The organism is Terriglobia bacterium, assembly GCA_020073205.1.
Taxonomy (GTDB): domain Bacteria; phylum Acidobacteriota; class Polarisedimenticolia; order Polarisedimenticolales; family JAIQFR01; genus JAIQFR01.
This window is the reverse complement of record JAIQFR010000024.1, coordinates 20,111-45,757: the sequence shown is the minus strand read 5'-3', so window position 1 is coordinate 45,757 and position 25,647 is coordinate 20,111. Positions and strand designations below refer to the sequence as shown.

The following is a 25,647-nucleotide window of genomic DNA, read 5'->3' as shown; positions in this document are numbered from 1 at the left end:
GCGTCCGCCACGAGGATCACGCGGCGCTCGTGCCTCAGGACCGCCTCGTCGATGAACACCCGGTTGCCGCCGCGGGTCTTGGCCTCCGAGAGGGCGTTCTCCGTGGCCCGCACCAGGTCCTCGGCGGCGTGAATCGAGCGATTGTCGGGATAGCTCGAGATGCCCGCGGAGACCCTGACCTGGAAGCTGGTCCCCTCGTGCCGGAGCAGGATCTCCTCGGTATGGGTGCGCACCTTGCTCGCGAATACCGCGGCCCCGCGGTACCGGTTGCCGGGCAGGATCGTGCCGAACGACTCCTCCCCGGTCCGCCCGAGGATGTCCTCCTTGCGCACCTGGTGGCGGAGGACCTCCGCGACCTGGTGGATCACCGAGTCGCCCGAGGTCTGGCCCAGGGCGTCGTTGATGCTCTTGAGGTGGTCGATGTCGAACAGGACGAACGACAGCGGGCTCCGGTACCGGCGAGACCGGGAGAACTCCTCCTCGAGACGGTGATGGAGGTGCTGGCGGTTGTAGAGCCCGGTCAGGGGATCCCGGACCGCGCTCCGCTGGTGCTCGCGCCGGAGCCGCCCGATTTCCGCGGACAGGCGGACCCGGGTCTGGAACTCGCCGGCCTCCGGCGGGTTGAGGATCCACACCGAGGAAAGAGCCGGGTTCCTCCGCTCCATGTCCTGCCGCAGCGCGAGGTCGCGGATCACGTGGATCTGCGGGACACGGGCGAAGAGATCGCCGGACAGGAGGCGGTCGAAGAGCGCGCGGGAGGAAGGATCGTCGGTGTCGAGGTCGGTGACCAGGAGGTCTACCGACTCGTCGTCGCCCCGGTCGACGAGGAATCTCTCCGGACCGGAGAGGAGAACGGGCTCCTCGCCCGCGCCGGCGATCCAGCGGCATAGCCGGTCGCCCGACTCGCGATCCGAGGTGAACACCAGCACGTTGCCACGAGGCGGAACCGGCTGCATGCGCGCGCCACACTCCCGCTTCCCGCGCTTCCCCGATGCTCGAGCCGGGCGCCGCGGGCCAGAAGGGCGGAAAATATAGGTGATCGGTGCCTCGGGTCAAGGGGAGCCCGTATTCCGGCTGTTTGGCGGCCCCCGGGATGCTACGCTTCCGGCATGTCGACGTCACGGCGGCGCGATCGGAAATGAAGTGAAGGCCCTCGCGCTGCTGTCGGGTGGGCTCGACGGGCGCCTCGCCGCGCGCCTGGTCAGGGAGCAGGGTGTCGAGACCGAGGCGGTCCATTTCGAGACGGCGTTCCTCCGCGCGGAGCGGACCCGCGCGGCCCGCTCGACCCCGGAGCTTCCGGTCGAGGTGGTGGACGTGGCTCGCGAGCACTTCGAGAGCGTCGTGGTCCGGCCGAAGCACGGGTACGGCACGGCGATGAACCCGTGCATCGACTGCCGGATCTTCATGCTCCGGAAAGCGGCGAGCCTCGCGCGGGAGAGGGGAGCGGACCTCGTCGTGACCGGAGAGGTGCTGGGGCAGACTCGCATGAGCCAGCGCCGCGAGTCGCTCCTCAGGATCGAGCGGGAGTCGGGCCTCGTGGGGCGACTCTTGCGGCCGCTGTCGGCCGCGCACCTTCCTCCGACCGCGGCGGAGACCGACGGGCGCATCGACCGGAGCCGTCTCGGCGACCTCGAGGGGCGATCGCGAACGGCACAGCAGGCGCTCGCCCGCGGGCTCGGCGTCGGAGATGGGCCCGCGCCCGGGAGCGGCTGCTGCCTCCTGGCGGACCTCGGCTTCTCCCGGCGCCTGCGCGATCTCCTCGCGCACGGGGGCTCCTCCTATCCGGGGAGGGACGGGCTGCTCCGGCTCAGGCTCGGCCGGCACTTCCGTGTGTCCCACGGGGTGAAGGCCGTGGTGGCCAGGAACGACGAGGAGGGCCGGATCCTCGCCGGTCTCGCGGCGGGCCTCTGGACCTGCCGCTCCGAGGGGGGAGGGGCGCTGACGATCGTGGAGGGGGAGCCGGACGACGCCGGCCTCGCTCGCGCGGCCGCGCTGGCGGCGCGCTACGGGGCGGGGCGAGACGATTCCCTTTGCGGGGTCGTCTGCCGCCGGGGCGCCGAGGAACGTCGTGTCGAGGTTCGCCCCGACGCCGAGCCCGAGCGGTTCCTCGTCTGATCCTCGTCCGACCCGGTTGCCGCTCACGAAATGCGTGTGCTATAAGTTCGCGCTTGCCCGTCGGTTCAGGGGGCGCGCAGGGGCGTTAACTCAGCGGTAGAGTGCCATCTTCACACGGTGGAAGTCGCAGGTTCAAATCCTGCACGCCCCACCAGGCCCGTTCGGGACATGGGCGGCTAGCTCAGCTGGGAGAGCACGGCGTTCGCAACGCCGGGGTCGAGGGTTCGAATCCCTTGCCGTCCACCAATCCCGAGCGGTCGAGCCCGGCCGATCCGCCGACTCGAGGCGCGGATTCGTCCCTTCCGGGTGCTATACTTCCGCCTTTGTCGACGGGTGCTTCTCGCCCGTCAGAGGCGGTGCGTGCTCGTCCGGTGCCCCCAGTGCAGGACCGAGTTCCGCCTGGTCGACTACGGTCCGGGCGAGCGAGTGGTCAAGTACCTCTGTCCTGGGTGCCGGACGGCCGTGCGCATCGATCTCGAAATGGACGAGGTCCACTCGTCCTCGTCGTCCGGCTCCTACCGGAGCCTGAGCCGCCGGCGCACGGTGCTCGTCGCCGACGACAACCCGAAGGTGGTCGGGATGGCGGAGCGGCTGCTCGAGGAGGCCGGTTACAACGTGCTCGTCGCCGCGGACGGCGTCGAGACGCTCCGCGTCCTCCGCGAGGAGCACCCCGACCTCCTGCTGCTGGATCTCCTGATGCCCCGCATGACGGGGTTCGACGTTCTCCGGGAGGCACGGCAAGACGAGCGGATCAAGGACACTCCGGTGCTCGCGATGAGCGGGGTGTACAAGGACAACGTGCTGGGGTTCCTCCAGCAGCTCGGCGCTCGGGGGTTCCTCGACAAGGAGCGGCTCAGAGAGACGCTCGTGCAGCGCGTCCAGGCGATCCTGCCCCCGGGGAGCGCCTCTTGACGACCTCTCCCGCGGATCGAGCATGCCGAACGTCGCGGTAGTCGGCGCCCAGTGGGGCGACGAGGGGAAGGGGAAGGTCGTCGACCTCCTCTCGGAGCGGTTCGACGTCGTGGCCCGCTACCAGGGCGGGCCGAACGCCGGCCACACCGTGACCGTCGACGGCCGGCGGCACGCCCTGCACCACATCCCGTCGGGAGCCTTCAGGCCGGACGTGCGGGTCGTCGTCGGCAACGGAACGGTCCTCGACCTCCCGAAGCTGATCGAGGAGATCGACACGCTCGCCGCGGCCGGCATCGACCTCACCGGGCGCCTCCAACTCAGCGACCGCGCCCACGTGATCCTCCCGGAAATGGCGAGGCTGGACGATCTCGGCGAGACCGCGGGCCACCTCGCGCCCCGGCTCGGCACGACGAGGAAGGGGATCGGCCCGGCGTACGAGGCGAAGGCCGCGCGACTCGGGATCCGGCTCGCCGACCTCGCGGACAGGGACGCGCTCCTGGCCCGGGTCCGGGCGCTCGCGGAGGCCAGGCTCGAGAAGCTGCTCGGCCCGGCCGGAGGGGCGCCGGATCCCGAAGCGCTTGTGCGGGACGCCCGCGAGTGGTGGGCGCGGCTGTCGCCGTACGTCGCCGACACGTCGCTCCTCCTGAACGACTGGATGGACGAGGGGTTGAGCGTCCTGTTCGAGGGGGCGCAGGGCACGCTCCTCGACCTCGATCACGGCTCCTACCCGTTCGTCACGTCGTCGAGCACGGTGGCGGGAGGGCTGTGCGCCGGCCTCGGGGTCTCCCCGAGGAGGGTGGACGGCGTCCTGGGCGTGTTCAAGGCGTACACGACGCGGGTCGGCGACGGCCCGATGCCGACGGAGCTTCGGGACGGTCCGGAGGGTGTCGGCGAAAGGCTCAGGAAACGGGGGCACGAGTACGGCACGACGACAGGCCGCCCGCGGCGCTGCGGGTGGTTCGACGGGGTCGCGGCGGCGTACGCCCACCGGCTCAACCGCTTCGACGCGGCCTGCGTCACGCTCCTGGACGTGCTGGACGAGTCCGAGGAGATCCGCGTCTGCACGGGATACCGGCTCGACGGCCGGTCGGTACTCTCACTGCCCGCGTCGCCTGCGGCCGCCGCGCGGGTCGAAGCCGAGTTCGAGACCCTCCCCGGCTGGAGGAGCGACACCACCGGCACGCGGCGCTTCGAGGATCTTCCGGTCGAGGCGCAAGCCTACCTCGAGCGGCTGGGCCAGATGATCGGAGCGGAGGTCGGACTGGTGAGCGTCGGCCCCGACCGCAGCCAGAGCATCGTGAAGCCGGGCTCGTGGCTCGCCCGCATGATGGGGACGTAGGCGGCGCCCGTCCCCGGAGCAGGAGTTCCCGATGGGAGACGGAAGGCAGGCGCTCGACGACCTCGGGTCGCTCAAGATCGAGCGTCGGGACGACGGCCGGACGAGGCGAGGCCGCGCCGTGACCTGGGTCGTCATCGGGGCCTTCGCGGTGGTCCTCGTCGTGGCGGGTTGGTGGTGGGCGGCGAGCCGGGCCGCCGTTTCCGTCACGGTCGCCCCGGTCCGGGAACTCGCTCCGGGGGGCTCGCCCGCCGTCCTGAACGCCTCGGGGTACGTGACCGCTCGCCGTCGCGCCACCGTCTCCTCGAAGATCACGGGCAAGGTCAGGGAGGTCGCCGTCGAGGAAGGGATGGCGGTCAAGCGGGGACAGGTCCTCGCGAGGCTCGACGACGCCATGGCGCGCCGGACCCTCGCCCTCGACGAGTCCCAGGCGGTCTCCGCCGGGCGCGCGCTGGCCGAGACGGAGGCTGAGCTCCACCTCGCGGCCCTGAGCCTCGCGCGCCAGACCGATCTCGTCGCCAAGGGGGTCTCGAGCCAGGCGGATCTCGACTCGGCGCAAGCGGAGCACGACGCGCTCCAGGCTCGGCTCGCCCTCCTGCGGCAGCAGGAAACCGTGGCCGAGCGCCAGGTGGAGCTGCGGCGTCAGGAGCTGGACGACACCGTGATTCGCGCCCCGTTCGACGGCATCGCGGTGTCCAAGGACGCGCAGCCCGGCGAGATGGTCTCCCCGATCTCCGCCGGGGGCGGATTCACCCGGACGGGAATCTGCACCGTCGTCGACATGGCGTCGCTCGAGGTCGAAGTGGACGTCAACGAGAGCTACATCCACCGCGTCGAGCCGGCGCAGCGGGTCGAGGCGGTCCTCGACGCTTACCCGGACTGGCGGATCCCGGCCTCGGTGATCGCGGTGATCCCCACCGCCGATCGACAAAAGGCCACGGTGAAGGTCCGGATCGCCTTCGACCGGCTCGATCCGAGGATCCTCCCCGACATGGGGGTCAAGGTGGCGTTCCTGTCGAGCGGGGGCTCGGGGTCGGTCGGCGCGCGCCCGCGCCGTTTGATCCCCCGCGCCGCCCTGAGGCGCGACGGCGACAGGGACGTGGTGTTCGTCCTCGCGAACGGCCGTCTCGAGAGGCGGGCCGTCGAGCCCGGACCGGTCTCGGGGAGCGACGTGGAGATCGCCGCCGGCCTCGCCGCCGGAGAGCGCGTCGTGGTCGATGGACCGCCGAGTCTCGCCGACGGGATCCGAGCCGATGCGCGCTGACCCGGGGGAGAGGGACATGGCCGACGACGGTGCCCTGGTCCGCGTGAAGGACGTCCACAAGGAGTACCGCCGCGGAGGGGAGCGGATCGACGTCCTCCTGGGGGTCAACCTCGAGATCCCGAAGGGGGACTTCCTGGCGTTGATGGGCCCCTCCGGCTCCGGGAAGACGACGCTCCTCAACCTTCTCGGCGGGCTCGACGTCCCGTCGAGCGGCGCGATCGAGGTCAGGGGCGAGCGCATCGACCGGATGTCCCACGGCGACCTCGCGCGGTGGCGCGCGAGGCACGTCGGCTTCGTGTTCCAGCTCTACAACCTCCTCCCCGTCCTGACCGCCGAGCGGAACGTCGAGCTGCCGCTGCTGCTCACCGGCCTCTCGCGGTCGGAGCGCCGGCGCCACGTCGCGTCCGCGCTGGCCGTGGTCGGGCTCGTCGACCGCGCGAAGCACTACCCCCGCCAGCTCTCCGGGGGACAGGAGCAGCGAGTGGGGATCGCCCGGGCGATCGTGACCGACCCGACGTTCCTGCTCTGCGACGAGCCGACCGGCGACCTCGACCGGAAGGCGGGAGACGAGATCCTCGATCTCCTCGAGGCCCTGAACGCGCGTTTCGGCAAGACGATCGTGATGGTGACCCACGACCCTCACGCCGCCGCTCGCGCGCGCCGGAGGCTGATCCTCGACAAGGGCATGCTGAGCGGGGAGGGGATCGGATGAGGTTCCTTCCCCTCGTCTGGCGGAGCCTTCTGCGGAAGAAGACCCGAACGGTCTTCACCGTGCTGTCCATCCTCGTCGCGTTCGTCCTCTTCGGCTACCTCGGGGCGATCCGGCAGGCGTTCACCGGGGGCATCGAGCTGACCGGCGCCGACCGGCTCCTGACGCTCCACCGTGTGTCGCTGATCCAGCTCCTCCCGGTGAGCTACCGGACGAGGATCGAGTCGATCCCCGGCGTCAAGGCGGTCTCCTATTCGACCTGGTTCGGAGGGACCTACCAGGACCCGAAGAACTTCTTCCCGCAGTACGTCACGGATCCCGAGGCGCTCCTCGAGCTCTACCCCGAATACCGGCTGCCGGAGGACCAGAAGCGCGCGTGGCTCGCCGACCGGATGGGGGCGATCGCGGGACGGCAGATCGCCACGAAGTACGGCTGGAAGATCGGCGACAAGATCCCCATCCAGGCGACGATCTGGCGGAAGAAGGACGGGTCGATCGACTGGGTCTTCGACCTCGTCGGCATCTACGACGGCGCCGAGAAGGGGACCAACACGACCCAGTTCTTCTTCCGCTACGACTACTTCGACGAGTCCCGGATGTTCGGCCAGGGAATGGTCGGCTGGTTCATCGAGAGGATCGCCGAGCCCGCCCGTGCGGCGGAGATCGCGCGGCGCATCGACGACACGTTCCAGAACTCCGCGCACGAGACCAAGACCTCCACGGAGAAGGCGTTCGCCCAGGCGTTCGCGAACCAGGTCGGGGACATCGGCGCCATCCTGAGGTCGGTCCTCCTCGCCGTGTTCTTCACGATCCTCCTGGTCGCGGGGAACACGATGGCTCAGTCGGTGCGGGAGCGCGTGGGGGAGATCGCGGTGCTCAAGACCCTCGGGTACTCCGACGGCAAGGTCCTGGGCCTGGTGATGGCCGAGTCCCTCCTCCTGTCCGGCGTCGGCGGGCTCCTCGGCCTCGGGCTCGGCTGGGTCCTGATCCAGCGGGGCGACCCGACCGGCGGCCAGCTCCCGATCTTCTTCCTCCCCGTCCGGGACCTCGTCCGCGGCGTGGGGCTCGTCCTCGCGCTGGGCGTGGCCACCGGCGTGCCGCCCGCCGTCATGGCGCTCAGGCTCCGCATCGTGGACGCGCTCCGGAGGGTCTGAGCGTTGCTTCCGGCCCTTCTCGCGGCGATCCATCAGGCGGGTGCCGTGACCCTCTTGAACCTCCGCACGCTCCGCGAGAGGCGGGGAGCGTCGCTCGCGGCGATGGTCGGGGTCGCGGGCGTCGTGGCGACCTTCGTCGCGGTGCTCTCGATCGCCGAAGGGTTCCGCGCCGTGATGACCTCGACCGGCTCGCCGGACCGCGCCATCGTGCTGAGGGGCGGCTCGAACACCGAGATGTACAGCGTGCTCTCCCGCGACGAGGTGCGGATCATCGCCGGCGAGCCGGGGATCGCGCGCGGGCCCGGCGGCCCCCTGGCGTCCGCGGAGCTGTTCGTGGTGGTGGACCTCCCGAAGCGGTCCACCGGGACGGTGGCCAACGTCCCCCTCCGCGGCGTGCAGCCGGCGGCGTTCGCCGTCCGGAACGAGGTGCGCCTCGTCGAGGGGCGCGGCTTCGAGCCGGGGAAGAACGAGATCGTCGTCGGGAGAGCCGCCGCGAAGCAGTTCTCGGGGCTCTCCCTGGGCTCGCGGCTCCGCTGGGGGGAAAATGCCTGGACCGTGGTCGGGATCTTCGACGCGGGGGGGCGGGTGGCGGACTCCGAGCTGTGGTGCGACATCGCGGTCCTGCAGCCGGCGTACCGCCGCGGCGACAGCTTCGAGTCGGTCTACGTGAGGCTCGAATCGCCCGCGGCCTTCACCGCGTTCAAGGACGCCCTGAGCACGGACCCACGCCTCGACGTCCAGGTCCAGCGAGAGTCGGAGTTCTTCGAGGAGCAATCCACCCGTCTGACCGCGATCGTGCAGGGGCTCGGCTCGCTGGTCGCCGGCCTCATGGGGATCGGCGCCGTGTTCGGGGGGCTCAACACCATGTACTCCGCGGTGGCCGCCCGGACCCGCGAGATCGCGACGCTCCGGGCGCTCGGCTTCGGCGGGGGCGCGGTGGTGGCGTCGGTGCTGGTGGAGTCGATGATCCTCGCGCTGGCCGGCGGGATCCTGGGCGGCGCCGCGTCGTACGCCGCGTTCAACGGGTACGAGACCTCGACGATCAACTGGCAGAGCTTCAGCCAGGTGGCGTTCGCGTTCGCGATCACGCCGCGGCTGATGGCGCGGGGGATCGTCTACGCGCTCGTGATGGGGCTCGTCGGCGGGCTCCCGCCGGCGATCCGCGCCGCGAGGATCCCGGTCGCGCGCGCCCTCAGGGAGCTTTGACCCGTGCGGCCCGGGAGCGGCGTAAGACCGGCGGCCGCGCACCTCGTCTACCTCGCCGGGGCCTACCTCGCCGGGCTCGCGATCTTCACCGTCCACCGCCTGGTCCTCTTCCACGCGGTCCGCGACCGGGCGCGGGACATCCCCACCGGCGTCCTCCTCAGGGCCTTCTGGATGGGGGCGAGGTTCGACACGGTGGTGTCCTGCTATCTCCTGTTCCTCCCCCTCGTCGTGCTGACGCTCGCCGCCGCCCTCGGGCTCCGCTCCCGGTCGTGGGGACGGCATGCCGGGACGCTCCTGGGGCTGGGCTACGGGATGGCGTTCTTCGCGGGGGCCGCCGACATCCCGTTCTTCGAGTACTTCTTCTCGCGCCTCACCGTGGCGTCCCTCACCTGGACCGAGACGCCGGGGTTCATGCTCAAGACGGTCCTCGAGACGCGGGGGTATTACCCTTACATCGCCCTGTTCGCGGTCTCCTGGATCGCCTTCGGCTGGGCCGTCGTCGGGCTCAGGCGGCGGGTGCTGGAGCGGGAGGCGCCGGCCTTCTCGATGCGGCGGGCCGCCGGGGTGCTGGCGCTCTCGCTCGTCGCGGCGGCTCTCCTCTTCGTCGGAGCGAGGGGAAGGACGACGCGGAAGTCCCCGATAAGGACCGGCACCGCCTTCTTCTCCACGTACGCTCTCGCGAACCAGCTCGGACTCAACGCGACGTTCACCTTCTGGAACAGCGCGATCGAGGCGAGGGAGCAGACCCTGAGCCGCCTCAAGCTGATGGACCCCCGGCGGGCCGTGGACGGCGCGCGGCGCTATCTCGGGCTCGCGGGGCCCGAGGCGTTCGACTCGCCCATCGCCCGGCGCGTCGCGCCGCGGGAGGAGCGGCGGCCCCTGAACGTCGTGATCGTGATCATGGAGAGCATGTCGGCCGAGCGCCTCTCCCGGAACGGGGGAGGGGGCTTGACCCCGCGCCTCGACGACCTCGCCTCCCGCGGGTGGAGCTTCGACCACGTCTACACCGCCGGGATCCACACGTTCAACGGGGTGTACGGGACCCTGTTCTCGCTTCCGTCGCTCCTCTCGGAGCACCCGATGAAGGGGGCGCACTGCCTGAAGCCGTTCACCGGCATCGGCCGCGTGCTGCGGGAGCAGGGGTACGAGACCGGCTTCTTCTGCACCCACGACGAGCAGTTCGACAACATGGGCGGGTTCCTGAGCAACAACGGGTACGGCACCATCGTCAGCCTCAAGGACTACCCGCGGGAGCGGGTGAAGAGCACCCTCGGCGTGCCCGACCACTACATGTTCGAGTTCGCGATGCCGACCCTCGATCGCTGGGGCCGGAGCGGCCGCCCGTTCCTCGCCGCGTTCCTGACCGCGAGCGACCACACCCCGTACGTCCTCCCCCAGGACATCCCGTTCCGGCCGAGGAGCGGCGACCTCTCCCACCAGATGGTCGAGTACGCGGACTGGGCGATCGGCCACCTCGTCGACCTGGCGTCGAAGGAGCCGTGGTTCGCGAACACGGTGTTCGCGTTCGTCGCCGACCACGGCGCGATCATCGATCCGGTCTACGACATGCCGCTCTCGTTCCACCACACGCCGATGATCCTGTACGCCCCCGGCATCCTCGGCGCGCCGCGGGTCCTCGACGGGCTCGGCGAGCAGATCGACCTCGGGCCGACGCTCCTCGGGCTGCTCGGCGTCCGCTACGTGAACAACACGATGGGGGTCGATCTGCTGCACGAGCGGCGCCCCGCGACCTACTTCACCGCGGACGACCGGATCGGCTGCCTCGACGCCGACTGGTTCTGGGTGTGGCGCCGGAAGGGGAGGGAGACGCTGTACCGCTACCGCGAGCGGGACACCACCGACCACCTGAGGGAGCGCCCCGACGTCGCGGCCCGCCTCAAGGACTACGCGGTCTCCATGCTCCAGGCGACCCAGTGGCTCGTGGACGAGACGAAGGCCGGTCCGCAGGAGCCGGTCGCCCGGTGACCGTTCGGGCCACCGAGCATCGAGGCGGGGCGAGCGTGCGGATCGACGAGATCAGGGCCCATCGGTCGCTCCGGCGTGGGATCGCGCTCGGCACGGCCCTTTGCTGCACGCTGGTCGCCGTGCTCGCTCCCGCCACGGGCCCCCACCTCCGTTCGGCGCTCCGCCTGCACGACTTCCTGCACGTTCCGGGCTTCGGCCTCGTCGCCGGGGCGCTGCTGTTCGGATTCCCGGGGCCGGCACGAGCGCGCCGCCTCGACCGGCTCGGGCGCCTCTTCGTGGTGTTCGTGGCCGTCGTGGTGGACGGCGCCGCGGTGGAGCTCCTGCAGGCGGCTCTCGGCGGCGCCGCCGATCCCTGGGACGTCGTCCGGGACGGCGTCGGTGCCGCGGCCGTCGTGCTGGCCGCGGCGTCCTCCGGGCGCGGGAGTGGAGCCCCCCTCCGTTGGGGCCTGAGGGCGGCTGCTCTGGGCGGGGTTCTGGCGGCGTTCGCGCCGTCCGCCCGTGCGATCGCCGACGAGGTGAGGGCCGGACGCCAATTCCCCGTGCTCGCGGACTTCCGCAGCTCGGCTCAGCTCGACCGCTTCGGCTGGTCGGCGTGGTCGACGGGCGTCTTCGAGCGAAAGGGAGGTGCGGGAACGGACGGCGCGCTGCGTCTCCACCTGCGGCCCGGAGCGTATCCGGGCCTCTGGCTCGAGTTCTTCCCGCGCGACTGGCGGGGGCGATCGGAGTTCTCGTTCGACTGCACGAACCCCTCCTCGACCCCGCTCCGCGTGACGGTTCGTATCGACGACCTCAGCCACGACGAGGACTACGCCGACCGATTCAACGGGAAGTTCCTGCTCGCTCCCGGGCGCAACCACGTGCGGATCCCGCTGGCCGATGTCGAAACCGCACCGCGGGGGCGCAAGCTCCTCCTCGCGGAAATCCGGCATGTGGGCGTCTTCGCGGTGGATCTCGCGGAGCCGCGGGATCTGGTCTTTCACGAATTCCGGCTGTCGCCCTGACCGGAATCCTCCCGGCCGCCGGAGCGCGCCCGTCGACCCACCCGCCCTCTGCGTCCTCCGGTGGGACGAACGGGACGGAAGGACCGGGGGAGCTTCGGGCTCGCTCGAGGCGAGGCATGATCATACAATCGGGACCGGAATCGAGGGGTTATGAGTCCCTACTACCGCGTCATCTCCGCCGTGCTGCTTGTCCTCCTGATCGCGACCCTCGTCGGCCTGGTGATCACGAGCCGGCCGATCGGCGAGCCCCGGTCCGGGCCTTCGTACCGAAATGCACCGTTCTATCGCCTGGCCAAGGTGACCCAGGATCAGTTCGACACGGCTCGAGCGGTGGCCGCGCACGCCGTGACCCGCGAGGAGCAGTGGATGGCGCGCGAGGTGTTGCGCATCGCCGACATCGAGGTCGACCTCGCGTTCGCCACCGCGCTTCAAGAGGCGACGGACCATCCCACGCCGCTCTCGCCCGAAGCCCAGGAGATCTCCGACCGGTTGAAGAAAGCGCAAGCGCAGCTGGACTTCGATCAGGCGGAGATCGAGCGCCTCAAGAAAGGGCTGGCCGGTGCCAAGGAGAGCGCGAAGGACGCCTTGCAGCAACAGCTGCAGTCGATCCAGGCGCAGGCCGATCTGGATCAGGACGAGCTGGACGACGCCCACCAGGACCTGATTCGCGCCGGGGGCGATCCCCAGGGCATCATCCAGCGCATGAAGCAGCGGTACGAGGCCCGGGAGCAGGCGAATGGCGGGCTTCAGAACCTCGTACCTTCCGGCACGCAGAATTCCGTGGAGGAGACGCCGTCACGGAACATCGTCGCGCTCGCGAGGACGTGGTATTCGTTGCGCGAGAAGATCGTGCAATTGCAGCAGGCCGAGCAGGGCGTCCGCGCCCAGGCCGCCGATTTGGCGAATCGCCGCGAGAAGTTGAATCAGAAAGAAGGCAAGCAGACAGCGCGGGAACCCACACCCCCCGCCGGGGGACCCCATGCCGCGCAAGCCGCCGGCGCGACGGCGCCGGCTCCTTCGAAACCAGGGGCGGCGAGAATGTCCTCGCTCAAGAGGCGCGCGGCCGATCGGAAGAACTTGGAGGTCCTCGACAAGAGGATCGAGGACGAGACACAGCTAGCGGATACGTACAAGAGATGGTCCACGTTCGTCCAGGAGCGAGAGCGGCAATGCGTGCACCGGCTCCTCTACTGTTTGCTGTGGATTCTGATCATCGCCTTGTCGACGACGGTCATCGACATCTGGGTGAGCCGTTCGTTCGCGAAGCTGGTGGCGGATCGCAAGCAGGTGCACACGTTGCACTCCGTGGCGGGCTTCGCGATCCGGGGCGGCGGCGTGATTCTGATCCTGCTGGTGATCTTCGGCCCGCCCACTCAATTCGCCGCGGTGCTGGCGCTGGCCGGAGCGGGGCTGACGGTGGCGATGAAGGATTTCATCGTGGCGTTCATCGGATGGTTCGTATTGATGGGCCGCAATGGGATCCGGGCGGGAGACTGGGTGGAGATCAACGGAGTCTCCGGAGAGGTCCTGGAGATCGGACCCATGCGCACCATCTTGCTGGAGACGGGGGACTGGTCCGATGCCGGCCATCCGACGGGGAGAAAAGTCGCGTTCATGAACGGATTCGCGGTGGAAGGAAACTACTTCAACTTCTCGACCTCCGGCCAGTGGATGTGGGACGAGATCCAGGTGGCCGTGCCGGCGGACTCCGATCCGTTCGCGATGGCCGAGGCGGTGAAGCGGATGGTGGCGGCGGAAACGCAGAAGAACGCGCAGCTCGCCACCGACGAATGGCGAAAGGTGGCGCCGGGGGCCGCGCCCCAGGCCTTCCGTGGCGAACCCGTGATGAGCGTGCGGCCGACCGGTTCCGGAGCCACCCTGGTGGTCCGCTATATCACGCGGGCGAACGAGCGGCACGAAGTGCGCTCGCGAGTCTACCGGGCGATGATCGACTTGCAGCGGCGGAAGGACGCGCCTCAACCGGAACCGTGAAGCGCTGCGCGGGAAGTGTTATCCTTGCCGCGATTTCCCACGAACGGGCCGTTAGCTCAGTCGGTAGAGCATCAGCCTTTTAAGCTGAGGGTCGCTGGTTCGAGTCCAGCACGGCTCATTACCCGGTCCTTCAGAGCCTCAGGACTTGCCGGTCTTGCGGACTCGAGGGCCGACCGGTCTTCCGCTGAGGACCTCAACCGCGACGAAGACGTGGACCTCGCCGCCGTTAGCCGTGCCCTGCACGACCCTCTTCACGCCACGCATCCACTTCGTGGACGCACCCTCTCGGCTTTCACGCCGTCGGCAGACGCGGCTTCTTGGGTCTGGGACTGGAGACCGCCATATCGAGAAACGTCTTTTGCATGACATACCTCAGTTCGATGTCGTGCAAAATAGTCGTCGCGACTTGAATCACGTCGCCGAGGTCTTCCATACCCCGCCGCAGGGTGTTGTAGAGGACGATCCGCTCCTTTGCCGAGACGTCGCCGATACGAATCGCCGCCGCCTCGCGCAGGGCCCTCTGCATCCGGGTGCTGAAATCCCGTATCAGGTCCCGAATATGTTCCAAGAAGTCGTCATGCGACCCGCCGGGAAGTTCCCGCAGTGCAAGCTCGAGCGCGATCCGATCGGTCTTCGTCCGTCTGCTCATCGCTCCCCCTGTCGCCCGCCACGGCTCTCGCAGCGGAATGTAACCCTCTCATTCGTGAGCGTCGGGCCGAGATCGAGACTCGACCACGCTCGCGCTGGGTAGGTTGCCTCGATCCCGGCGTGCCGGCCGAGGATCCGCCGAAGGTCTTCTGAATGGCTGTCGCTCATCGCGACTAGATTAGTACCGCTATGAAGGGTCAGCGCACATGCAGGCTTGGGGCCGCGACGGGAACCCCAGCGGGGCCGATTGGGGTGGGGAATCTTGGGCGGCTGGCGTTACCGCGACTGGGCTCTCCCGAATGGCGAGGGCAGCAAGTCGCTCAGGACCTTCTCCAGCGCGGCGCGAAAGGCCCGTTGCTTGGCGGGGGGCTGGCCCTTCTTCGCACGGATGACGGGGTCGATGTGCTCGGCGACCTCCAGGACGCCGCCGAGCTCGCGCGCCATGCGACCGATCAGGTCCCGCAGGCGACCCTCGTACAGGGCCCGCTTTCCGCCGGCGATTCGGCTCGCGGCGTCGAAGAGCTGTTCGTCGGCGTCCGCCCATATCTTCAATAGCAGGACGTGGAAGTTGCCGGCGACAGGCCGGCCGGCCAGGGGATGCGTCGTCCGGGTCTCGATTCCCGTGACGCGGGGATGCTCATTCGTCAGCCGGGCCCGTTCTGCGCGCCACGCGGCCAGGGTCCTCGGGTTCCGGCGGTACGGGATCTCGACCGTCCCTATCGCGACGTAGCTTCCGTCAGGCGCCGTCTCGTTGTGCGCTTCGATCAGGGACGCGGGCATTCCGATCAGGGACGGTCGGTCGCGGCGAAGCAGATCCAGCGCCGACGGGTTGACGTAGGCGACCCGGCCATCGATGGTCAACGCCATGGCCCGACCGCTCTCGAACATTCGCCTCGCCGCCGCGATGATCTGGCGCCGCCACTCTTTCAGGTCCGGCTGCAACCGGGCCAGGGTTTCCCCTTCGGCTCGCTCCTGCGCGTCCTGCTCGGCGAAGCCGTCCTCGACGTGGCGCGCGGCGCGCACGTTGTAGTCGGCAATGGCGGCGAGCTTTGCCGCGTGGGCCCGGCGCTTCATCATGATTCCCACCGCCACCGCCGCAGCCCGCGTGACGCGGACGCCTGGTGCCGCGCCGCGTGGATCAGCGCGAGGGCGACCGCTCGCTGCCACGCCGCGAGCAGCTCCCCGTTCGGCGCCACGTCCCCGGCCTCGAGCCTCCGGAAGACGTCCAGGTCGAGGCCGAGCTTCGCGGCCATGCGCTCCTCCGTCCATTTGGCCGCGATGCGCATCGCCTTCAGGTCTCGCCTCAGCTGCTTGCCCGAGCCTTCCCCTTCCGCGGGGACGTCGCGCGCCATGACTCGACCGCCGCGCTTTCCTTGGGGTCGATTCCCTGGGGCCAGCTTCGGTCGCGTCATGGCGAATCCTCGCGTCGGGTCCGGTCGGTGGTGAGAGCGACCAGCCGGCCGTTTGTTCCTGCATCCTTCCCTTCCTCGCCCCGCGTGCCTCGGCGAGCGCGACCGCGCGAGGCCGCGTGTTAGGATCCTGCGGGCGGTATGCTCATGCGCTCACGAATTCTCGCAGCAAGGGACGGCGCGGCCGCCGTGCTGGCGCTGATCGCGATCCCGCTCCTCGCCTCCGGCGGTCCCGTCCGTGCGGCCGAGGTGTCGCCGTGCGCGAAGTACGTGCTGAACGGCGTTGCGCCCGGGATGCGCCCGAGCGAGGTCCGGAGGAAGCTGGGCCGGCGCGGGGAGCTGGTCGAGGTGGCCCCAGGGCCCTTCGGGCCGGCGACCCGGGTGACGTACCCCAGGAGCGCCGACGGCACGTTCGTCGTGCAGTACGAGAAGGACGTCGGGGCGACGCCCGACGCGAAGGTCGCGGGCGTCCTCGTTCACGGCGGCGATTGGACCGTGGATCCGGCGAACTTCGCGCGCACCTTGCTCTACTCCTTCGGCGAGCCCAACTCCGGCCGGGACTTCTTCGACGGCGGACTCCGCTCGGGAGCCGCGGTCTGGACGGACGCGGCCTGCGACGTAGAGGTCACCGCGTTTCGCCAGAGGACCGAGTGGTGGGAGGGGGGCGTGGGCGAGCTGACCGTGGAGATACGGTCGCGGACGTACGCTCTGGCCCTCGAGTCGCGGAAACGGCCACCCGGGGCGCCGTCTTCGCCCGCAGCGGCCGACGGGGGGAAGGCAGCGGCGTCCGCGCCATCCTCCACCGCAGCTCCCGACACCCTCGTGCTGCAATTCACGGGCGAGAGCGAGAGAGCCCCCGCGCCGCCGGCGGATAGCGCCGCGACGGACGTGCCCACAACGCCTCCGGCCCGGATCCCCGGCGCATGCCCGCCGCCGAAATACCCCGAGGCGCAGCGGAGCCTGAGGCTGGGCGGGCGGGTTTTCGTCCGCGCCGTCGTGCGCACCGACGGCTCCGTCGCCGACGTCACGGTGCTGGACACGAGCCGGCCGCACGTCGGATTCGAGGACGCGGCGATCGAGGCGGTGCGGCAGTGGCACTTCGTTCCCGGCACTCGGGCCGGCGCGCCGGTCGAGGCGGCCACCGAGTTCTGGATCGATTTCCGCTGACCGATTCCTCCGCCCCGACGGTTGCCCGGGGCGGAGGATTCCGCTAGACTTCCGCGGCGCTTCGCGCTCGAGTCCCCATCGTCTAGTCTGGCCTAGGACACCACCCTTTCAAGGTGGCGACACGGGTTCGAATCCCGTTGGGGACACCATCGCTCACACGTAGTGGAAGGTGAGATCGATCTCGGTTCCGGGACCGAGCGAGGCGGTCACGGGGCACCCACGCGCGGCGGTCTCCATGATCGCGCGGGCGCCGGGATCGAGACGGGCGGGAAGCTCGATCCTCGCGGTCAGCTTTCCGACGTGGCGGCGGGGGACCGAGGACATCTCCTTCCATACCTCGGCGCGCGCGCCGCGGATGTCGATGCCCCGCTTCTGCGCGGCGATCCCCATGGTGGTGAGGAGGCACGTCGAGAGGGAGGCGGCGACCAGGTCCGTCGGGGAGAACCGCTCGCCCTTCCCCTGATTGTCCACGGGGGCGTCGGTCGAGATCCGGTCGTGGGAGGGGCCGTGCTCCACGGTGCAGTGGAGGTCGCCCTCGTAGACGGCTTCGATCTTCACGGCCATCGAGGTCTCCTGCCTCAGCGCGCGGGCGCCGCGGTTCGAAAGGACTCGCACCGGCCGAGCTGCGCGGACCACCCCGGATGCTCCTTGAGGTTTCTCCCGATGAACGCCTTCTGGGCGGACGCGCATCCCATACGATACAGGTAGAACTCGGTGCCGCGCGACCGGCGGCGCCCAGGGCCAGGCCCTCCATGAACGCGGCGAGCACCAGGGCGGTCGCCGTCGCGGCGCTTCCGAAAATCCACGTCGCCTGCCTCAGGAACACCGCCTCCAGGACGAACGCCGCGGCTCCGGAGAGGAAGTAGAGGACGTAGAGGGCCATGGATCGGCGATCATAGGCCGCGCGCCGGGGGTGACCGCCGGGACGGCTTTGTGAGAGACTGAGGGCCGATGACGACGACCCCTCGCGCCTCGGAACGCCACGGCGAGCGGCAGCGGCGGCCGTGCTGACCCGCCTCATCCGGCGCGTCGAGGCGCTCGGCCGGAGCCGGGTCCTCCTGGTCGGCGACCTGATGCTCGACCGCTACGTGTACGGCAACGCGGAGCGGCTGTCTCCCGAGGCCCCGGTCCCGATCCTCCACTTTGAGAGAGAGGAGCTCAGGCCGGGGGGCGCGGGCGGGGTCGCGGCCGACCTCGCGGCTCTCGGCGCCGAGGTCAAGGTCGTGAGCCTCGTGGGAGCGGACGACGACGGGCGAAGGCTCCGCGGCCTTCTCGAGGATCTCGGGGCGGACACGGGGAGCGTGCTCGAGGCGCCGGGACGACCGACGGTCTGCAAGACCCGCCTCGTGGGGCTCGCGCGGCACCGGCACGCACAGCAGATGATCCGGCTCGACTTCGAGGACGCCACTTCCGTCGATCCCGCGCTCGCTCGCGCGCTCCTGGACCACGTCGAGCGGGCGCTCCCCGGGGTCGCCGCGGTCTGCATCGAGGACTACGACAAGGGGCTGCTCACGCCGGACGTCTGCCGGCGCGTGATCGAGGCGGCCCGCTCGCGAGGCGTGCCGGTGTTGGTGGACCCGGCCGCCGCCGGCGACTACGGGAAGTACGGGGGGGCGACCGCCCTCAAGCTCAACCGGGCCGAGGCGGAGAAGGCGAGCGGGATCCCGATCGCGTCGCCGGACGGGGCCCGCCCGGCGGCGGATCGGCTCCTCGAACGGCTCGGCCTCGAGGCCGTGATCGTGACCCTGGACCGGGACGGCGCGTACCTCGCGACGCGCTCGGGAGAGCGGCGGTGGCTCGAGACCCGACCGCGGCGGGTCTACGACGTGACCGGAGCGGGGGACATGGTCCTGGCCATGATCACCGTCGCGCGCACCGCAGGGGCGAGCTGGGAGGAGGCGGTGGCCCTCGGGAACGTCGCCGGCGGGCTCGAGGTGGAGCGATTCGGATCGGTCCCCGTCACGCCGGACGAGATCCTGCGCGAGCTCCTGAGCGAGGCCGGCGGCCGGTCGGGAAAGCAGCGGACGAGGGAGCAGCTCGTCGCCGAGCTGCTCCGCCACCGGGCCACCGGGAAGCGGATCGTCTTCACGAACGGCTGCTTCGACCTGATCCACCTCGGCCACGTGAAGTACTTCCAGTTCGCGAAGCAGCAGGGGGACGTGCTGGCGGTCGCCGTGAACTCCGACGTCGGGACTCGACGGCTCAAGGGACCGTCGAGACCGATCATCGAGGAGCGGGACCGGCTCGCCCTCCTGGAGGAGTTGGAGAGCATCGACTACCTTACGCTCTTCGACGAGGACACCCCGATCGAATTGATCGCCGCGATCCGCCCCGACGTGCTCGTCAAGGGGGCCGACTACCGCAAGGACCAGGTCGTGGGATCGGATCTCGTCGAGTCGTACGGCGGGCGGGTGGCCCTCTGTCCGCTGGTCGAGGGACGGAGCACGTCCGCGGTGATCCGGCGGATCCTCGATCTCAACGAGGAGCGCGGGCGCGGATGAGCTCCGCCGGCGCCGCCGTTCCCGGGCCGGCGTTCGAGGCTCCCCGCCGCTAGGCCGCGGAGCGGTTCTCGGGCTTCTCGAGGACGTGGCCTCCCCTGCGGTCGGAGCCGAGGAGCAGGAGGGCGAACACGAACCCCGCGGCGCCGAGCGCGGCGAACATCATCATGCTCGCGGCGTAGTCGTGGGTCATCACGCGGAGCTTGCCGTTGAGCCACGGGAAGGTCATGAGCCCGATGTTCTGGACCATGGTCATCAGGCCGAAGGCGGTCCCCACCCGCTGCTTCTCGACGATCAGGGGCACGGAGGGCCACATCGCCGCGGGCACCAGCACGAACGACGCCCCGAGCAGAACCATCGGGATCGCCGGCGGCAGCGCGGTGAACGCCAGCAGGAGGTAGCAGGGGATCATCAAGAGCGACCCGAACACCATCAGGCTCGCCCGCCGCCCGATCCGGTCCACGAGCCCTCCCGCGAACGGGGCGAACACCATGGACGCGAAGATGATGATCGACGAGGTCCCCGGGGCGGTGGAGAACATGTGCGCGAAGCTGGAGAAGACGCCGGCCAGGAACCCGCCGGTGGAGCCGGCGGTCATCGGCAGGCCGAATCTCTCGTGGAAGAAGTCGGTGGACAGCGCGGTGAACGGGAAGATCGCCGAGTAGAACGTCACGCACATCAGCGTCACGTACCAGTACGACGAGTGGAATCTCGTCGCGTCCTTGAACACGATCTTGTCCCCGGCGGACCCCTCCTCGAGCCCGAGCGACCGCTCCCCCTTGAGATCCATCGCGACGTAGACGAGGTTCGCCAGGAGGCTCACCGCGCAGAACCCCACCGCGGCCCACAGCGCGCCGTGATAGCCGGTCCTCTCGGCGATGAGCGCCTCGGTGTTGAACGTGAACAGCGTCCCGAGACGGCTGATGGTCAGCGCGACCCCGAACGAGAGGGCCAGCTCCTTCCCCTTGAACCAGCGGGAGAGGATCGCGCTCTGCGCGACGACCAGGGACTCCGAGCCCCAGCCGAACAGGAATCGCCCCAGGTACGCCACCGTGACGGTCGGGGCGAACGCCACGATCGCCGCGCCGGCGGTGACGAGGCCGGAGAACAGCAGGCTCGCCTTCCGGGTCCCGATCCGGTCGACCAGGAGGCCCCCGAAGAACAGCGTGAGGATCGCGGCGAGGCTGTAGATCGAGTAGAGCTTCCCGATGGACGCCTGGTCCACCCCCCAGGCCTTCATGAGCTGGTCGGGGATCGCTCCGACGCTGTCGTACGCGAAGTAGCTCCCGTAGGTGAGGAGGCTCACGAAGAGCAGCACGGAGAATCGGAAGGGGCGCCGGGACGGGTGGAACCAGCCGGCCCCGATCGAAGGCGCGTCGGCCATGGGTGCTCTCCTTGCGCCCGGTCGAGACCGGCGCGCGCGACGGCAGATTCTACACCTCAGGGAACGGGGATCTCCGCCTCCTCGAGGAAACGGTCGAGCACGCGCAGGACCGCGGGCTTCCCCGAGACCGCCGCGCGCTGCCGGCGCAGCTCCTCGAGGAGCGGCTCGAGGTCCTCCCGGCCGGCGCGCTTCCTTGCGCGGTACTCGATGGCGGGGGCCACCGCCCGGGCGATCGCGAGCCGCCGCTCCATCAGGTCGACGACGGACTCGCGGAACGGTTCGTCCTCGAGGCCCGCGAGTGCTTCGATCCGGGCCGGGTAACGGGCCACGGTCCAGCTCCACTCCGCCGCCAGCGCCGGGTCGTCGAGGGTCGCGGCCGCTTCCTCGGGGTCGACGGGGTCCCAGGGGCGGAACCGCGCGCCGGCGTCCCAGCCGCGCCACTCGAGGGTCTGGACCCTGAGCGCCTCCGCGGCGTCGCGATCGGGGCCGGCGAGCCGCGCGATCGCCTTGCGCCAGGCGGCATCCGCCTCGTATCCCGCCGGGTCGGCGAGCCAGTCGGCGACGGTCAGCATCGACAGGCGCGACGCTCCCGGGCCGTACAACGGGCACGCCATGTAAATGGCGATGTCGCTCGCGAGACCGGGATCCCGATCGCGAAGCGGGCCGAGGTAGGCGGCGATCGCGTCCTCGCCCCCCTCGATCGGGGCGAAGTTGTCGTAGAGGAGGATCTCGCGACCTCCGAGACGCGCTCGCGTGGACCGGATGCCGTCGGCGGGGATCGCGGGAGAGATGGGCGCGCTGCCCGTCCAGACGATTCCCACGTCGGGAGGGAGCGACGGGAGCCCCGCGAGGAACGTCGCCGCGTAGGGGCCCCGGCCGTCGGCGAGGTGGGCGTCGCAGTAGGCGCTCGCGCACAGCCACAGCCGGTCGCCGCGGCGCAGGTGGCGCGCGATCCGGCGAGCGAGGTCCAGGTGCGCGGGCGCCGCGCTCCGGCCGTAGCGGAGGATGTCTCGGAGGTCGCGGAGCTCGACCGGCAGGTCGTCGAAGGAGAGGACGAAATCGCGGACCCCCGCGCGGCGCAGGAGCGCGAAGAACCTGCGGATTCTCCGTTCTCCGTCGCGGGTGCCGAACACGAACCGGCCGCCGGCATCCGACGACGGGTTGACGGACACCAGCATCCGCACCCCGCGCTCCCGGCACCACGTCGCCAAGTCGAGGAACGCCGGATCGAGGAAGGGCCCGCGGCGCGCGGAGACCGGGTCCCACCGGCCGGCTTCGTGCGAGTAGATCCAGATCGAGTTGAATCCGAGCCCGACGAAGAACTCCGTCTGCTCCCGGATCGCGCGGTCCGAGGGCGGGCCCCAGAGCTTGAACGCGCGCCACGGGAAGGGCGAGGTGGAGAGCGGGAGAACCGGGGGAAGCGGCGGGCCGGCCGACGCTCCGAGCGCGACGAGAAAGACGGCGGCGGCGAGCGCGCGGCGCATCGTGGGACCGGACCTACGGACGAGGCCGACGCGAGGTCAGAAGGGGAGCTCCTCCCAGAGGACGTCGATCCGCTTCGAGACCTTGTGGAACGTCCATACGGGCGGGGGGACGCTGGGGTACCGCCTCACCTCCGTGCCTCGTCGAACCTGGCGCTCCGCCCGGTCGAACCTGAAGACCATGCTGCGCCCCCAGCCGGAGCGATAGATCGAGAACGCCGCGTCGTCCGTTCGTCCCGAGTCGGAGAACTGCACGTCCCAGTGCCAGCTCCCCTCGATCCGCCGGGCGTCTCGACTCTTGTAGGTCACCTCGAACGTCGCGGGCTGGCCGGAGATGTAGTACTTGGCGTTGGTGTCCCAGTCGGTCTCGAACGTCTCCGGCGCCTGGAGCGACTGGTACCGCAGCTTCATCTCCGGCTTCCCGTCCCGGGTCCTGAGCCAGGCCCCGATCTTGAAATCCCGGCAGGAGTAGACGTAGGTTCCGTCCCAGATCCCCGCCCCCGTGTCCTCCGGGATGTAGACGTCGGGCTTCGTGTCCGGGACGGTCATCTGCGCGACCGCGGTCGTGGCCGACCACGGCGCGGCGAAGGCCATCAGGAAAGGCAGCACGGCAGCCGCCCTCAGCGAGGCTCGGGAACGCATCGGGGTTGACCTCCAAGCCGGGTACTATACGCCCGCCCTCCTTCGCCGGCCACGCCGGGGAGCTTCGAGCGCGCCGCGCAGACGGGATCGTGGTGAGCCGGCGAGGCCGCCTCGTGCTTCCGCGATCCCGAGCAGCCGCAGGGCGAGCACGCGGTGCGCCTCGGCGGCTTCGGGGCACGCGCCACGGAGAGCCACGAGCTGCGAGATGAGCGTCGCGACGTCGCCCCTCGCGACGGGCCCGGTCAGGGCGCCCTCGATCCCTCCTGCCGCGAGTTGATCCAAGGTGCCTCGCGCGATGGGCAGCAGCGCCTTGAGCGCCTCGGGCTCCCTGAGGCCGACCGCGCCGAGCGTCTCCACGGCGAGCGAGACGAGAGCGACGAGATCGTTCGACGCCAACGACGCCGCCGCGTGCCATGCGGCCCGGCCCTTCGGACCGAGGGGCCGCGCGAACCGGACGGGCACGAGGCCGAGGTCGAGCGCGAGCCGGCGCGCGATCCTGGCGGCCCGGGGGTCCCCCTCGATCCGCGCCCGGCTGCCGGGGAGCGCCGCTCCCGCCGCTCGAGAGCGGCCGAGCACCTGCATCGGGTGCATCACCCCGACCGCGGCGCCCAGCCGGGAGAGGGGAGTCAAGGGTGAGGGGCCCAGCGCCCCCGCGTGGTGCAGGACGGTCCGGAGCCGCCATCCCGATGGCATCCGACGAGCCAGTCGTCTCGCGAGGGGCGCGATCTCCCGGTCGGGGACCGCGAGCAGGACGAGCGCGGCCCGCTCGACGGCGGCCTCGGGAGAGGCGGCGACGCGCGCGCCCCTGATTCCCCGCACGAGCTTCCGGGCGGACCCCGGGGTGCGGGACGCGATCCCCGCCAAGGGGTACCCCGCGGCCATGAGCGCGGGGAGGAACGCCCGGGCGAGCCGGCCCGCGCCGAGGATCGCCACCGCCGGTCGGCGCCCGCGGCTCACGAGTTCCTCCTCAGGGTCGCGAGAAGGGATTCCAGCTCGGCGGGCATCGGCGCCTCGAGGGCGAGCGGCTCCCCGGTCGTCGGGTGCCTGAGCGCGATCCGTGCCGCGTGGAGCGCGAGCCTCCGGAACCGCTGGATCGCCGCGTGCTTCACGGGATCGCGGAGGTTCCGCCACGGCTGCCCCCCGTAGCGGGTGTCCCCGACCACCGGGTGCTTGAGCGAGTCGAAGTGCACGCGAATCTGATGGGTCCGCCCCGTGATCAGATCCACCTCGAGGAGCGCGAACCCCGGCAGCGCCTCGATCGTGCGGTAGGACGTGACGGCGCGTCGGCTCCTGCTCGCGCTCACCGACATCCGCGTGCGGTCGGAACGGCTCCGTCCGATCCCGCGATCGATGGTCCCGCTCCGGGGGTCCGGGTGGCCCCAGACCAGCGCGACGTAGGTCTTCCTGATCTCCCGCCGGGCGAACGCGGCGGACAGCGCGCGGTGCGCGGCATCGGTCTTCGCCACCAGGACGAGCCCCGACGTCTCGCGGTCGAGTCGATGGACGATCCCGGGCCGTAACGCGCCGCCCGCCGGGGCGAGGGGCGTGCCGCGGCCGAGGAGTGCGTTGACGAGCGTCCCGGACGCGCGGCCGTGCCCCGGATGCACGACGAGGCCGGCGGGCTTCAGCACCGCGAGAAGGTGCTCGTCCTCGTAGATCACGTCGACGGGAATCGGCTCCGGCAGCGGCGCCGGCGGGAGCGGGGGCGGCAGGACGATCTCGACCTCGGCGCCGGAGGCGAGCGAGTGGCTCGGCTTCGCCGCCGCCCGGCCGTTCACGCGAACCCGCCCGTCGAGGATCAGGCGGCGCACCGCCGACCGGCTGCGGTCCGGAACGCGAGCGGCGAGGAAGACGTCGAGCCGCGAGCCTTCGGCTTCGGCGGGCACCGCGAGGCGCAGCGTCTCGCCGGTCACGAACCGGCGGGCTCCTCGCGCCGGAAGCGGTAGTAGACCAGCATGCCCAGCGCCCACAGGCCGGCGAGGACCGCGAGGATCTGCGACGTGGAGAGAACCCCTCCGAAATACACGCCGCGCTGCTCGTCGCCTCGCCAGATCTCGATCACGCCGCGGATCAGGCTGTACAGCAGGACGTACCACAGGAACGTCGAGCCTTCCGGCCGGACCTTCCGCCGGTAGAGGACCGTCAGGACCGAGGCCAGCAGGAGATCGGCCGCCATCTCCACGAGCTGCGTCGGGAACAGCGGGATCCCGAGGGGGACGCCGGTCCGCTCGTGGGCCAGAGGGTCGGTGAAGGTCAGAGCGCCGAAGACCCCGCGGGCCGGCACGCCCCAGCAGCACCCCGCGCTGAAGCAGCCGATGCGGCCGACCGCCTGCGAGACGGCGAGGGGCGCCGCGATCGCGTCGCCCAGCCGGTGGAGCGGCAAGCGCTGGCGCAGCGCGTAGAGCACGAACACCGCCGCGCCGACGAGGATCCCGCCCATCAGCACGCCCGCGGAGCGGAACGTGGAGAGGATCTCCCGCGGGCGCTCGAGGTAGTACCGCCAGTCCACGATCAGAAGCGATACCTTCGCGCCGAGGAGTCCGCCGAGCAGCGTGTAGAACGTCAGGTTGAACGCGCGGTCCGGGTCCACGCCGAGCCGCGTGGCCCGCCGCAGGAACCACCACCAGCCGGCGACGACCCCCAGCGCGAACAGGAAGCCGTAGGTCGGGAGGAACAGGTGCGTCGTCCCGAGGAGCGGGAGAACGTGGGTTCCGAAATCCACGAGGATGGGGTGCATGGCGGA

23 protein-coding genes and 4 tRNA genes are annotated in these 25,647 nt (G+C 70.6%); 16 read left to right on the top strand and 11 right to left on the bottom strand.

The window, feature by feature from the left end; genetic code table 11:
• Positions 1-956: GGDEF domain-containing protein (locus tag LAO51_07305; protein MBZ5638550.1), on the bottom strand; the 956-nt coding region annotated here is incomplete at its 3' end.
• A gap of 187 nt (positions 957-1,143) precedes the next feature.
• On the opposite strand from LAO51_07305, the gene LAO51_07300 reads away from it, so the two are divergent.
• The 13 genes from LAO51_07300 to LAO51_07240 all read left to right on the top strand — a co-directional run bounded on the left by LAO51_07300 (position 1,144) and on the right by LAO51_07240 (position 13,793).
• Entirely contained in the window at positions 1,144-2,115 is a 972-nt protein-coding gene (locus LAO51_07300) for a hypothetical protein (protein ID MBZ5638549.1), read from the top strand.
• 79 nt (positions 2,116-2,194) lie between these two features.
• Positions 2,195-2,269, top strand: a tRNA-Val gene (locus LAO51_07295).
• A 16-nt stretch (positions 2,270-2,285) separates the two neighbouring features.
• Positions 2,286-2,361: transfer RNA gene (locus tag LAO51_07290), tRNA-Ala, on the top strand.
• 114 nt (positions 2,362-2,475) lie between these two features.
• Complete coding sequence (locus LAO51_07285) at positions 2,476-3,027, top strand: response regulator (protein ID MBZ5638548.1); 552 nt, start codon at positions 2,476-2,478, stop codon at positions 3,025-3,027.
• Between the two features lie 22 nt (positions 3,028-3,049).
• Complete coding sequence (locus tag LAO51_07280; GenBank protein MBZ5638547.1) at positions 3,050-4,366, top strand: adenylosuccinate synthase; 1,317 nt, start codon at positions 3,050-3,052, stop codon at positions 4,364-4,366.
• A gap of 31 nt (positions 4,367-4,397) precedes the next feature.
• Positions 4,398-5,627 carry an efflux RND transporter periplasmic adaptor subunit gene (locus LAO51_07275; protein MBZ5638546.1) on the top strand — a complete coding sequence of 410 codons (1,230 nt, stop codon included), beginning with the start codon at positions 4,398-4,400 and terminating at the stop codon, positions 5,625-5,627.
• A 16-nt stretch (positions 5,628-5,643) separates the two neighbouring features.
• Positions 5,644-6,339 carry an ABC transporter ATP-binding protein gene (locus LAO51_07270; protein MBZ5638545.1) on the top strand — a complete coding sequence of 232 codons (696 nt, stop codon included), beginning with the start codon at positions 5,644-5,646 and terminating at the stop codon, positions 6,337-6,339.
• Positions 6,336-7,490 carry an ABC transporter permease gene (locus tag LAO51_07265; protein ID MBZ5638544.1) on the top strand — a complete coding sequence of 385 codons (1,155 nt, stop codon included), beginning with the start codon at positions 6,336-6,338 and terminating at the stop codon, positions 7,488-7,490. Before LAO51_07270 ends, LAO51_07265 begins: the two co-directional genes overlap by 4 nt.
• Before the next feature lie 102 nt (positions 7,491-7,592).
• Positions 7,593-8,696, top strand: coding sequence for an ABC transporter permease (locus LAO51_07260; protein ID MBZ5638543.1), 1,104 nt, complete (start codon positions 7,593-7,595; stop codon positions 8,694-8,696).
• Positions 8,697-8,699: 3 nt separating this feature from the next.
• Positions 8,700-10,682, top strand: coding sequence for a sulfatase-like hydrolase/transferase (locus LAO51_07255; protein ID MBZ5638542.1), 1,983 nt, complete (start codon positions 8,700-8,702; stop codon positions 10,680-10,682).
• On the top strand, positions 10,679-11,683 hold the full coding sequence (locus LAO51_07250; GenBank protein ID MBZ5638541.1) for a hypothetical protein: 1,005 nt from the start codon (positions 10,679-10,681) through the stop codon (positions 11,681-11,683). The genes LAO51_07255 and LAO51_07250 overlap by 4 nt, the downstream gene beginning before the upstream one ends.
• A gap of 150 nt (positions 11,684-11,833) precedes the next feature.
• Positions 11,834-13,675: a mechanosensitive ion channel family protein gene (locus LAO51_07245; GenBank protein ID MBZ5638540.1), complete on the top strand. Its 1,842-nt coding sequence runs from the start codon at positions 11,834-11,836 to the stop codon at positions 13,673-13,675.
• Between the two features lie 45 nt (positions 13,676-13,720).
• Positions 13,721-13,793: transfer RNA gene (locus LAO51_07240), tRNA-Lys, on the top strand.
• 174 nt (positions 13,794-13,967) lie between these two features.
• Here LAO51_07240 and LAO51_07235 read toward each other — a convergent pair.
• The 3 genes from LAO51_07235 to LAO51_07225 form a co-directional block, all read right to left on the bottom strand.
• Positions 13,968-14,324, bottom strand: a complete 357-nt coding sequence (locus LAO51_07235; protein ID MBZ5638539.1) for a hypothetical protein — start codon at positions 14,322-14,324, stop codon at positions 13,968-13,970.
• Positions 14,325-14,599: 275 nt separating this feature from the next.
• Positions 14,600-15,400 carry a PAS domain-containing protein gene (locus tag LAO51_07230; GenBank protein ID MBZ5638538.1) on the bottom strand — a complete coding sequence of 267 codons (801 nt, stop codon included), beginning with the start codon at positions 15,398-15,400 and terminating at the stop codon, positions 14,600-14,602.
• Entirely contained in the window at positions 15,397-15,675 is a 279-nt protein-coding gene (locus LAO51_07225) for a helix-turn-helix domain-containing protein (protein ID MBZ5638537.1), read from the bottom strand. Before LAO51_07225 ends, LAO51_07230 begins: the two co-directional genes overlap by 4 nt.
• A 204-nt stretch (positions 15,676-15,879) precedes the next feature.
• Between LAO51_07225 and LAO51_07220 the strand changes: the two genes are divergently transcribed.
• Both LAO51_07220 and LAO51_07215 read left to right on the top strand, forming a co-directional pair.
• The gene (locus LAO51_07220) at positions 15,880-16,899 is read left to right on the top strand and encodes an energy transducer TonB (GenBank protein MBZ5638536.1); all 1,020 of its coding nucleotides are present in this window, start codon (positions 15,880-15,882) and stop codon (positions 16,897-16,899) included.
• Between the two features lie 71 nt (positions 16,900-16,970).
• Positions 16,971-17,048 (top strand) — tRNA-Glu (locus LAO51_07215).
• A gap of 4 nt (positions 17,049-17,052) precedes the next feature.
• On the opposite strand, the gene LAO51_07210 is transcribed toward LAO51_07215, so the two are convergent.
• Positions 17,053-17,463: an OsmC family protein gene (locus tag LAO51_07210; GenBank protein ID MBZ5638535.1), complete on the bottom strand. Its 411-nt coding sequence runs from the start codon at positions 17,461-17,463 to the stop codon at positions 17,053-17,055.
• Positions 17,464-17,903: 440 nt separating this feature from the next.
• On the opposite strand from LAO51_07210, the gene rfaE2 reads away from it, so the two are divergent.
• A complete protein-coding gene (gene rfaE2 / locus LAO51_07205) occupies positions 17,904-19,400 on the top strand; it encodes a D-glycero-beta-D-manno-heptose 1-phosphate adenylyltransferase (GenBank protein MBZ5638534.1) in 1,497 nt (498 codons plus the stop codon).
• Positions 19,401-19,449: 49 nt separating this feature from the next.
• On the opposite strand, the gene LAO51_07200 is transcribed toward rfaE2, so the two are convergent.
• The 6 genes from LAO51_07200 to LAO51_07175 are packed head-to-tail and all read right to left on the bottom strand — an operon-like array spanning position 19,450 to position 25,641.
• The gene (locus tag LAO51_07200) at positions 19,450-20,781 is read right to left on the bottom strand and encodes an MFS transporter (GenBank protein ID MBZ5638533.1); all 1,332 of its coding nucleotides are present in this window, start codon (positions 20,779-20,781) and stop codon (positions 19,450-19,452) included.
• A 56-nt stretch (positions 20,782-20,837) separates the two neighbouring features.
• Positions 20,838-22,265: a beta-N-acetylglucosaminidase domain-containing protein gene (locus tag LAO51_07195; protein MBZ5638532.1), complete on the bottom strand. Its 1,428-nt coding sequence runs from the start codon at positions 22,263-22,265 to the stop codon at positions 20,838-20,840.
• 36 nt (positions 22,266-22,301) lie between these two features.
• Positions 22,302-22,904: a hypothetical protein gene (locus LAO51_07190; GenBank protein ID MBZ5638531.1), complete on the bottom strand. Its 603-nt coding sequence runs from the start codon at positions 22,902-22,904 to the stop codon at positions 22,302-22,304.
• Between the two features lie 24 nt (positions 22,905-22,928).
• Entirely contained in the window at positions 22,929-23,861 is a 933-nt protein-coding gene (locus LAO51_07185) for a DUF2520 domain-containing protein (protein MBZ5638530.1), read from the bottom strand.
• Positions 23,858-24,802, bottom strand: coding sequence for an RluA family pseudouridine synthase (locus LAO51_07180; protein MBZ5638529.1), 945 nt, complete (start codon positions 24,800-24,802; stop codon positions 23,858-23,860). Before LAO51_07180 ends, LAO51_07185 begins: the two co-directional genes overlap by 4 nt.
• 11 nt (positions 24,803-24,813) lie before the next feature.
• Entirely contained in the window at positions 24,814-25,641 is an 828-nt protein-coding gene (locus tag LAO51_07175) for a prolipoprotein diacylglyceryl transferase (GenBank protein MBZ5638528.1), read from the bottom strand.
• Positions 25,642-25,647: the final 6 nt, after the last annotated feature.

Coding starts and splice junctions, on each gene's coding strand:
- LAO51_07280 (MBZ5638547.1), top strand. CDS start 3,050: ATGCCGAACGTCGCGGTAGTCGGCGCCCAGTGGGGCGACGAGGGGAAG.
- LAO51_07275 (MBZ5638546.1), top strand. CDS start 4,398: ATGGGAGACGGAAGGCAGGCGCTCGACGACCTCGGGTCGCTCAAGATC.
- LAO51_07270 (MBZ5638545.1), top strand. CDS start 5,644: ATGGCCGACGACGGTGCCCTGGTCCGCGTGAAGGACGTCCACAAGGAG.
- LAO51_07265 (MBZ5638544.1), top strand. CDS start 6,336: ATGAGGTTCCTTCCCCTCGTCTGGCGGAGCCTTCTGCGGAAGAAGACC.
- LAO51_07260 (MBZ5638543.1), top strand. CDS start 7,593: ATGGTCGGGGTCGCGGGCGTCGTGGCGACCTTCGTCGCGGTGCTCTCG.
- LAO51_07245 (MBZ5638540.1), top strand. CDS start 11,834: ATGAGTCCCTACTACCGCGTCATCTCCGCCGTGCTGCTTGTCCTCCTG.
- LAO51_07235 (MBZ5638539.1), bottom strand. CDS start 14,324: ATGAGCAGACGGACGAAGACCGATCGGATCGCGCTCGAGCTTGCACTG.
- LAO51_07230 (MBZ5638538.1), bottom strand. CDS start 15,400: ATGATGAAGCGCCGGGCCCACGCGGCAAAGCTCGCCGCCATTGCCGAC.
- LAO51_07225 (MBZ5638537.1), bottom strand. CDS start 15,675: ATGGCGCGCGACGTCCCCGCGGAAGGGGAAGGCTCGGGCAAGCAGCTG.
- LAO51_07220 (MBZ5638536.1), top strand. CDS start 15,880: ATGCGCTCACGAATTCTCGCAGCAAGGGACGGCGCGGCCGCCGTGCTG.
- LAO51_07210 (MBZ5638535.1), bottom strand. CDS start 17,463: ATGGCCGTGAAGATCGAAGCCGTCTACGAGGGCGACCTCCACTGCACC.
- LAO51_07200 (MBZ5638533.1), bottom strand. CDS start 20,781: ATGGCCGACGCGCCTTCGATCGGGGCCGGCTGGTTCCACCCGTCCCGG.
- LAO51_07195 (MBZ5638532.1), bottom strand. CDS start 22,265: ATGCGCCGCGCGCTCGCCGCCGCCGTCTTTCTCGTCGCGCTCGGAGCG.
- LAO51_07190 (MBZ5638531.1), bottom strand. CDS start 22,904: ATGCGTTCCCGAGCCTCGCTGAGGGCGGCTGCCGTGCTGCCTTTCCTG.
- LAO51_07175 (MBZ5638528.1), bottom strand. CDS start 25,641: ATGCACCCCATCCTCGTGGATTTCGGAACCCACGTTCTCCCGCTCCTC.